The sequence below is a fragment of the Candidatus Borrarchaeum sp. genome (assembly GCF_019058535.1).
In the GTDB taxonomy this organism is placed as follows: Archaea; Asgardarchaeota; Sifarchaeia; order Borrarchaeales; family Borrarchaeaceae; genus Borrarchaeum; species Borrarchaeum weybense.
The window spans coordinates 1-9,493 of sequence record NZ_JAHPYX010000107.1 but is presented as its reverse complement, the minus strand read 5'-3'; the positions used below and the strand labels follow the sequence as shown (position 1 = coordinate 9,493).

Genomic DNA, 9,493 nt, shown 5'->3' with positions numbered 1-9,493 from the left:
CTCATACAAACCACGATAGCGCTCTTCTGACTTTTTGAGTTCCGCTTCCAATTCTTTGATTTTACTGATATCAGTCAGGACACCTTGAACAACGCGCGTTCCTTCCATTTCAATTGTAGTTACATTAAGTAAACAGGGAATTATTTTGCCATTTTTTGTTAGAATAGAAAATTCGTAAGACTCTGGTACCTGTTTTCCTTCAAGTCGTTTTAGATATCGATCTTTAACAAATTGCCTATGTTCGGGAATGATGTGTGGCATCGACTCTAAATCTATATTACGTATTTCCTGCTCTGAATATCCCCAAGTATTCAAAAGCGCTTGGTTAAAAAATGCGAACTTGCCATCTTTGATTAAAAAAACCATGTTTGGATCTTTCTCTACAAGCGTTCGATATTTCTCTTCCGACTCAATTAATTGCTGTTCCAGTTTTTTTCGTTCCGTGATATCACGGATGATACCTTGATAGCCTATAATATCCCCGTTCTCATCCCGTTTTAGAGAAGAAGTAAGTAAGCAGTCGATTTCTGTTCCATCTTTTTTGCGGAATTTAACTTCATAGTCTCTGACGGATCCTTTTCGAGTTATCTCCTTTAGAAACTTAGCGCGGTCTTCAGGGTTGGCATAAACATCGGTGACTAACATCCTTAGCATCTCTTCTCGGGAATATCCAAAGAGTTCTAGCATAGCTTTGTTAGCATCAACGATATTGTCCTTTCGAATAATATAGACTGCATCTCTTGAATCCTGGAAGAGGGATCGATATTTTTCTTCACTTTCTCTTAGCGCATCTTCCGCCTGTTTTCGCTCAGTGATATCTTCCATATAGCCATCGATTCTTACAAGTTGATTTCGTTCATCAAGGGCAGGAATTGCCCTATCTCTTACCCACTTGATGATATTATCTTTGGTTATTATACGATATTCTACATCAAGCTGTTCTTTCTTCAGGCGATGTGTTTCGATTGCTTCCCATACATATCCAATGTCATCCGGATGAACAACTCGCTCCCACAGAGTCCAATCCGCCAGGAATTGCTCACCGGTATAACCGGTTAGTTCCTCAACCCTTCCCGAAATAAAAAGGCTCGTAGAATGCTCGTCTGGCAGTGCTGAATACACAACAACAGGAATATTCTCACTTATCAGTTTAAATTTCCCCTCACTTTCAAGCAATGCCTCTTCCGCCTGCTTGCGCTCTGAGATATCAGTTAAGATCCCATCAAATCTTATGATCTGATCTTCGTCATCTCTGATGGGTACACCATGATCATTGAGATGATATGTTTGTCCTGTCTCTTTGTGAACCATTCGATATTCGAAAATATACTCTTTCTTATTTCTATAGGCGTTAATGAACCCCTCGACGGCTTGTTGTCTATCCTCTGGGTGAATACATTCGGCCCATAGATTCTCGTTTTCATAAAAATCAGCAGGAGTGTACCCTGTCCAGTCTGTGATCCGTTCTGAAACAAAAGTCGTCGTGCTAGTTGCATCAGCTAATGCAGAATAGATGACATCAGGAACATTCTTGATCAGGTTCTCATATTTTTCTTTCATCTTTTTTATGTTTTCCTCCGCGTTCTTACGCTCAGTAATATCGCGGATAACAGTAACGATTTTTGTAACTCTTCCTTCCTCAAAGATCGGTATTTTTCGTGTTTCAGTAATGAATTTTTTGCCTCTAATTGTGGTCCTTTCCTCAGTAACAAGAGTTTTTCCAGTGTTGAACACCTGAGTATATTCTTCAAAGATTTTGTCTGATAAAAATGGATACATGTCTGAAATTTTTTTACCTATTACGTCAGTTTCAAATCCCAGTTCGATATTAAGTTGTTTAAAAGCCGTATTGAATAAAAGAAATTGTAGTTCAGTATCGATAATATGGATAATTTCACCAATCGAATCGAGTGTTGAGCGATATTGTGATTCAGACTTCAGCAAAGCTTCGTCTATTCGATCTCGCAGTGTTTCTGATACTTCCAATTCAGTAATTCGATGACGTGCTTCTGCCAGTTCACTTATGATTTGATCTTTTGTCTTGTCGTCATCTTTCATATTGAGAGGCTTCCTAGAAGTTAATAACAAGAGAAAACATCAGTTGGAAAAGATTAAATTATAATAACATTTCTTTGTCGATAAATTCCTAAATGTCTTATCTGCACAGAGGTATAAATTTTTGTCGTTAACTTGTATCTATACTGTGCTCTATGAATATATTATGCAATAAGTGAGCCCCTTGTATGAAATTATCAGAAGAAGTAAAAATAAATCCTAAGTAGCGCGGTTTTTTTCCTCTAATTCATCATTGTTACTTTCAATTGCTTCTACAAAACATTCTAAAATCAGCAAAGTAAAAAAATGAGGTCATTACTAATTTCATGTAATTCCTCTTCTAGCTTGAATCTAGTTTTTCTTGTTTTGAGGTGAAACAGAAAATGGAATGGACAAAACCTGAAATCAAAGTCGAGCCCCCTGGTCCCAAATCTCAAGCGTTTATTAAACGGGATAGCGAGATAATGTCAAAATCACTTAGCAGAGCTAGCGAACTTGTTGGTAAAGCCGCACATGGTGTTTTCGTCCAAGATCTCGATGACAACGTCTTTCTTGATTTTGGTGCTGGCATTGCAGTCGCGGGTGTTGGTCATACTCACAAGAAAGTTGTAGATGCGATTAAGAGACAAGCTGAACAATTAATCTTTGCTAACAGTTTGGATTATTACACCGTTCCACAAGTTGATTATGCTGAGCGTCTTGTGAATATAGCACCCGGGAATTTTAAGAAACGTGTATTCTTCACTAATTCTGGAAGCGAAAGCGTAGATGGTGCAATTAAGTGTGCAAAATATTATAACAGGAAAATGGGACGGGGCGGATATTACGGATTTGGATTCCTAGGTGGATTCCATGGACGGACAATGGGGGCGGTAAGCTTTACCACAACTGGCAAGGGTGCTCGAAAATCATTCTGGCCAATGTATGCTGGAAATGTGATTGTGCCATATGCAGACTGTTATCATTGTTATTTTGGGCAGCGCTATCCAGAATGCGGTCTTTTCTGTCTTGATTACATTACTGATGTCCTTTTCGAAAAGGCTTATGATGCTGATGATGTAGCCTTCTTTCTCCTTGAACCAGTGCAAGGGGCAGGCGGCTATATAGTTCCTCCAACCGAATGGCTCCAGAAACTACAGAAATTTGCCAATGAACAAGGTATTTCCTTTATGGTTGATGAGGTTCAATCTGGATTTGCACGAACAGGCGAATGGTTTGCATGCCAACACTTCAATATCGAACCAGATGTGATGATGGTTAGCAAAGCTATGGCGGCTGGATTACCTTGCGGTGCATTCATCAGTCGTGCTGAGATGCAAGATTGGTGGAGTGGTGCGCATGAGGGGACGCTAAACGGTTCTCCAGTAATATTAGCGGCTGCAAGTGCAGTTTTGGACATCATGGAAGAAGAAGACTTACGTGCAAATGCTAAGAAGCAAGGTGCTTATCTTAAGAAGCGCTGGAAAGAGTTCCAAGAGAAACATCCCGAAGTGGGCGACGTTCGGGGCGTGGGTCTCATGGTCGGCGTGGAATTTGTCAAAGATCCTGAGACTAGAGAACCAGATGCCAAACTTCGCAATAATCTTATTAAGCAAGCCTTTAAGAAAGGTTTGTTACTTCTTGGTGCTGGAAAGAATTCTCTAAGATTATGTCCTCCGTTGATTATCCAGGAAGAGCATGTGGACACAGCAATGGAAATCGTGGAGTCAGTTTGGAAGAAAATTAAATAATTTTAACTCTAAAAGTAAGAAAGGACTATGTTGACTAATATTTATATCATTATAATTGTCTAATACTATTTGGTGAATGATTCTATGAATGCTTTACTAAGAACCTTCTTTGAAAAAGAGCGTTACGTTGAACTTGCTTATTTGTACGGTTCAACAGTTGAAAAAAAAGAAGGAAAGTTAAGTGATATCGATATCGGCGTGTATTTAAACGACAAACTCGATAAAGGTGAACGTTTTAATCTACGTCTGAAATTGCTAAGCGAGATATCTTTACTCTTAAAGTCCGATAAAATTGACCTTGTTATTATGAATGATACTCAAATAGTATTAAATTTTGAAATTATCAAAGCGAATTCTCCTATTTTTATAAGAAATAGAGAAAAGAAAATTGAATTGGAACATAAAATTATGTCAAAATACCTTGATAGGAGGTATTATGATCTGAGGGCTACAGAGATCTTTCTGTCTAAAGTAAGGAAGAAAGGTCTAGCTTTTTGAGGATTGATTTTATGTATATCAAAGAAAAGATCGCTAGAAAACTGCAGTATATGAAAAAGAACGTTGATTTTCTGCGGACCTACCAAAATTTGTCTGTTCGTGAATTGGAAGAAAATCATCTTATAAAAAGCGCTATTGAGCGAAATTTCCATCTTGCAATAGAATCAGCACTTGATATTGGTGAAATATTGATCTCTGAAGAAAACTTCGAAAAACCTGAGGACTATAAGAGCGTATTTTTAATCTTAGGAAAAAATAATGTGATTCCAAAGGATTTTGCAGAGAATTTTGCTCCAATCGCGGGATTTCGGAACGTCCTCGTCCATTTATATGAAGATGTTGATTTAAAGATACTTCAAAGATACTTAAGTGAAAAACTTGTAGATTTGGATATTTTTGCCAAACATATTGCCAAGTACTTAGAAAATAAGGAATATTAGTAGAAGCAAAATTCGGTCACATAAATCATTTTGCGAATCGACCATCATCTTTTGATGTTTCATGCTTATGTACATTTTTATCAAGCCATCCTATCCTCTCTACTTCTCTTATATCAAAACTTGGGACATACGGCTTAATATCTAAAAGGGGCGTTCCATCGACAATATCTACGTCTTGAATATGGATAATGTTTTTCTCAATTCTGATAAGACGTACAATTGAAAGACCAATTGAATTCGGTCTTCTTGGAGCTCGTGTTGCAAAGACGCCATGTAACTTATCATCCAGAAAAGGCTTTACTTTCAAGGAAAATCCTGTGGCTAAATGACAATAATATAATAAAATAATATAAGAGAATCCGTCGATATCTAGCAACCCGTCAGCGTACTCTGGGAACACTTCAACTTTTCCATTGATGCCCTTAGCTGCCGTGGGTTGTATAGGTGTTCCTTTAGGCTCTTTAAAAGGTGAATAGATAATTCCAATTGGTCTATACTTAATTTCATTCATTTTTTTTATCCCTACAAACGATTTTTGTAGATTATTTCTCCATAATTGCTTAAAATGGGGCTTTAAAACGAGTTATTTATCTATTCACATTATAATCTTTATATAGTAATATTTAATATCTCTCAAAGATATATCTCATGTAGATGCTAAAATAATTTAGTAAAGACGATAAAAATGAGTAATACTGATTTCGATGGGATCGTTTATGACTTTTCAAGATTCTATATTCTTACAATTCTTTATGAAGGTCCAGCTCACGGTTACAGCATTATTGACAAATTCAAAAAAAGACTAAAAAAAGATATTAGCCCAAGCCTTGTTTATCCCTTCTTGCAGCTTCTAGAGGAAAAAGGTCATCTAAAATCCACCTTAAAACCAGTAGGAAAAAAAGAAAGGAAGGTATACGAACTTACGGAGAGAGGAAAAGAGCTTGTAACAAGATTATTCAAAAGATTTTCCAGTATTGTATCTACTGCTATAGAACCAAGTTTGGATGTCTGTGCACATTGCGGATGTAAAGTGTACGAAGGAGCACATATAGAAACAATAAAAGGTAAAAAACTCACATTTTGTTGCAAACATTGTGCAGCGACGTACAAAACTGAATAAATAATACCTTTAGTATCGCGGTATCATTCCTTTCATCATTTTAGTTAAATTTAACCGATTTTTTTAAAAATTAAAATGTATTCATGGACTTTGTTAACTCTGAAAACATAAGGGTAGCCGAGAGGTCTCAAATTGCTGTATTCTCGCTTCCGATCCCAAATTATGACGTCTTCAAATTCAAATCCAATTTCCATCATCATTCTTGCTGTGTCTATATGAAGTGGATAGAATTTATTCTTCTTTCGAAGATCCATCACAATTATAATACACCATTTTTCCGGCTTTAACACTTTATATACTTCTTGAAAAACTTCTTTAAGTGCGTTAATAAACACATAATAATCCGTTATGTTCCCAAGGTCAGTTTCTAAGTCAGTATAGGGGCGAATAATTTTCCGATCTGCCGTTCTTTTCTGTCGATGTATATCCCAATAAGGCGGCGATGTAATAACTAGATCTACTGAGTTAGTTTCTAAATAGTTTCGAAGGTTTCGTGCATCATCTTGGCATATCTTTGGTTCTTCTTCATTATTAGAAGAAAAAAGGTGTTGCTGTGCCAATCTTTCTTTAGCTAATTTAACAAATTCTTCAGAAATCTCAAATCCAATACTTTTTCTACCAAGGTTTCTCGCAGCAAGTACTGTACTGCCACTACCCATGAATGTATCCAATACTACATTACCCTTTTTTGTATAGAGATTGATGAGCCTTTTTACGAGTTCAGCAGGGAACATAGCAGGGTGCCTTAGTTTCATTTCTTGAGGAGATTTTACTGTATCCCACACACTAATAGAATAGCGTGTCCATGTTTTACCATCAAGATCGTTCAATCTTTTTGAATCTCTAACGTCCTTTTTAGTAAGTTTGTCATCATTCTCAAGATTTACAGAATGTTCTCCCACTAAGATCGCCTCTCATTGACTGCTTTAATTTGTTCACTACCCATTGTTATGTGAAAAACAAGGATAATTCTTTCAATAATTAATTTCTAAGTCTTCCTCTCTTAGATATAATAATAGAATTCCAATTATAGAAACTAATGATAAATTTGAAATGAATCTGTTTGTATTGGTAGAGGGAAATGACAATTAGTGCGGAAACAGATCTAGCAGATATTCTAAATGCAACAATGACAGAGTTAGAATTGTTTACAAAACAAATTCCTTTGAAAACTCTTGAAAGGGAACTTGGTATATTTTCTGCAAAAAATTTTGATACAAAACTCTCAACAAAATCACAAGAAGAAGAATTAAAAGTAGCGCCCTACAAAGTGGCAGCATTCATTGTGATCTCTCAATTGGTTTTTTATATTATCCTTCAGAAAGAAGTTCCAGCATTTAAATTGCCTATGATAGGGAAAATTACCTGTCCTTCAATCTTAACTGATTTCTTTCAGAGAGTTATGGATGAAATCGGCTTCAGAATTGTCTTTAAGATCGATGTAGCATCAAAATTACCGAAAGATAGCAAGAACATTTTAAGTGATTTTATTCACACAATTTCTAATTTGCCACTAGAGAAAGTTATCAAAAGGGATTTTTTGGGACAGCTTTTTCAGCGTCTTTTACCTTTAACCTTAAGAAGACGATTAGCAGCCTTTTATACGCTCCCAAAGCCAGCGAAATTATTAGCATATCTTGCAATTGATAATAAAGATCAAATCGTAGGTGATATTGCGTGCGGTTCAGGAACTCTCCTAATTCAGTCATATAACCGCTTAAAAAATCTTGGAAACAACTCTCATAGAAAACGTTTGCAGCAAATATGGGGGTCAGATATTTCTGCTTTTGCATGCGAACTAGCAGCAGTCAATTTAGCAATACAATCCCCGTTCGAATTCACTGATAAATGTAATATCATTCATGAAGATGCGTTTAAACTTAAACCTAGAAAATTTATTTCTTTTTCTGATCGCGAAACAAGTTCTTGGGAAGAGTCTCTGATGACAGGTGGCTCTCCCAATGAAAAAGAATCTGATAAACCAGTTGAAATTCCATATTTCGATGTGTTAATCTCAAACCCTCCGTTCACCAGAGGAAATAGAATCACTCGCAAATATCGAGAATTTCTTTATGGTATTATGCCGACTCAAATAGAGTTAGATAAAATAGGTATACATGCTTGCTTTCTTCTATATGCAACGAAATTGTTGAAGGAAAACGGAGCTCTTGCTTTCATTTTACCAAATTCTGTAACGTTCGCTCATGCGATGGAAAACGTAATTAAAGAATTTCAAAAAGACTTTAGTGTCAAATATCTTATTCGCTCTGAAGTAGATTCAGCCTTTAGTGATAGTGAACTTCAAGAGGTTATGCTAATTGCACAAAAGAATTATGAAGGAAACGCGAAAGTTGTAACCTTTAAGAAATCGCTATTGAAATTGTCTGATAATGAATTAAATGAACTAATTTCACTTATTAAGAAGAAAATCACCATAAGTAATGATAAAATAACTTTAAGAACAATCCCGTATTCTCAAATGAAGAATACAATCGTTTGGAAAGATCTATTTTCATCTTCAGCAATCTTCGCCCTGATTTCACATAATTTTGTATCATTATGTAATTATGCATCATCATTTCAGTATCACGATCCAAGGCCAAAAGAATGCTTTAGAATCCCAAATAAAAGCTGGAAAATTAAAGAAGACACTGAGAATCATGTTTTGATTCAAAATGTTGAAAATGATAGAACACTCGCGATTGATAAATCATTTTTATCAAAAACAGTTCATGTGCTAAGAGAAGCGATGGATCTAGATCTTTCACCTATGTTTAATGAGACTGATCTAAAATCTTATTTCTTTCTAGGTCACAAAACTAATAGAACAGATGGGGCAAAGGAATACTGGGACTTTAATCGGAAGAACTGGACAACTTATGAGAATCTGGCTAGTGCTGGAAAACTACCCAAGAATCCTTTAGGTCGCTGGAGTGTTCAAATAAATGGATTTAAGAAAAAAAGAACGCAGTTGATGATAGTCCGGAAAATAAATCTGAAGAATAACCGAAGCATAGTATTCTTGTGTAATAAACCAATTCTAGTGAGTAGCGGTTTCTATGGAATTCGAATAAAGAATCCCGATTTAGCAGAGTTCTTATTTGCGTACTTGTCATCTTCAATCTTTTTATTAGATTTCCTCTGTTCAAGGAGAATAGAGTCAGGTAGTGTTGGACAATTATTACCAAAAGATTTAGAGTCTCGTTTAGTCCCTAAATTTGAACGAATAGAACGCAAGAACAAGGATAAAATTCTCAGTTATTCTAAAGGATGGAATTCCATACCTCTATCAAAACGGAGCAACTACTTGGAAATGATTCTTATGGCAAAAGGTGATAAGAAGCATCCTCTAAGAAAACTAGATGAAGCATGGTTACACGCGCTAGATGTCTCTTGGAAGGGCAAATCTAAAGAAGCACTAATCTGCGAAATCTATAATGATATTATGCTACTGCTTGAGCCCTTTACACAAAATTAAAAAAAGACGAAAAAGTGATAGACGTGAAGATTAACTGATGATTAGACCAGATACTGTTAAGACAAGAATTTTGCCAATTGATACCATTCGTGTGCTGGGGGATAGAAAGTATGAAAAGGTCAAAAAAATTACATATAAAGAAGGAGGCCTCAGAATAGAAATTGGATTCCTT

Annotated in this window: 8 protein-coding genes; 5 read left to right on the top strand and 3 right to left on the bottom strand. The window is 36.0% G+C overall.

Annotation, left to right across the window (positions count from 1 at the left end; all coding sequences use genetic code 11):
• Positions 1–2,058 (bottom strand): PAS domain S-box protein (locus tag QVB70_RS05890; protein WP_287584363.1); only part of this gene is annotated, 2,058 nt, incomplete at its 3' end.
• A gap of 380 nt (positions 2,059–2,438) precedes the next feature.
• Here QVB70_RS05890 and QVB70_RS05885 point away from each other — a divergent pair.
• From QVB70_RS05885 to QVB70_RS05875, 3 genes are all read left to right on the top strand, one after another.
• Positions 2,439–3,785, top strand: coding sequence for an aminotransferase class III-fold pyridoxal phosphate-dependent enzyme (locus QVB70_RS05885; protein WP_287584361.1), 1,347 nt, complete (start codon positions 2,439–2,441; stop codon positions 3,783–3,785).
• Positions 3,786–3,869: 84 nt separating this feature from the next.
• Entirely contained in the window at positions 3,870–4,283 is a 414-nt protein-coding gene (locus QVB70_RS05880; RefSeq protein ID WP_287584359.1) for a nucleotidyltransferase domain-containing protein, read from the top strand.
• A gap of 11 nt (positions 4,284–4,294) precedes the next feature.
• Positions 4,295–4,723: a DUF86 domain-containing protein gene (locus QVB70_RS05875; RefSeq protein WP_287584357.1), complete on the top strand. Its 429-nt coding sequence runs from the start codon at positions 4,295–4,297 to the stop codon at positions 4,721–4,723.
• Between the two features lie 25 nt (positions 4,724–4,748).
• On the opposite strand, the gene tsaA is transcribed toward QVB70_RS05875, so the two are convergent.
• On the bottom strand, positions 4,749–5,234 hold the full coding sequence (gene tsaA, locus QVB70_RS05870) for a tRNA (N6-threonylcarbamoyladenosine(37)-N6)-methyltransferase TrmO (protein ID WP_287584355.1): 486 nt from the start codon (positions 5,232–5,234) through the stop codon (positions 4,749–4,751).
• A 174-nt stretch (positions 5,235–5,408) separates the two neighbouring features.
• Here tsaA and QVB70_RS05865 point away from each other — a divergent pair, with 174 nt between their 5' ends.
• Positions 5,409–5,843, top strand: coding sequence for a helix-turn-helix transcriptional regulator (locus QVB70_RS05865; RefSeq protein ID WP_287584353.1), 435 nt, complete (start codon positions 5,409–5,411; stop codon positions 5,841–5,843).
• A 50-nt stretch (positions 5,844–5,893) separates the two neighbouring features.
• Here QVB70_RS05865 and QVB70_RS05860 read toward each other — a convergent pair whose 3' ends face one another.
• Positions 5,894–6,745, bottom strand: coding sequence for a DNA methyltransferase (locus QVB70_RS05860; RefSeq protein ID WP_287584351.1), 852 nt, complete (start codon positions 6,743–6,745; stop codon positions 5,894–5,896).
• Between the two features lie 179 nt (positions 6,746–6,924).
• Here QVB70_RS05860 and QVB70_RS05855 point away from each other — a divergent pair, with 179 nt between their 5' ends.
• The gene (locus QVB70_RS05855; protein ID WP_287584349.1) at positions 6,925–9,321 is read left to right on the top strand and encodes a class I SAM-dependent DNA methyltransferase; all 2,397 of its coding nucleotides are present in this window, start codon (positions 6,925–6,927) and stop codon (positions 9,319–9,321) included.
• The last annotated feature ends 172 nt before the right edge of the window (positions 9,322–9,493 follow it).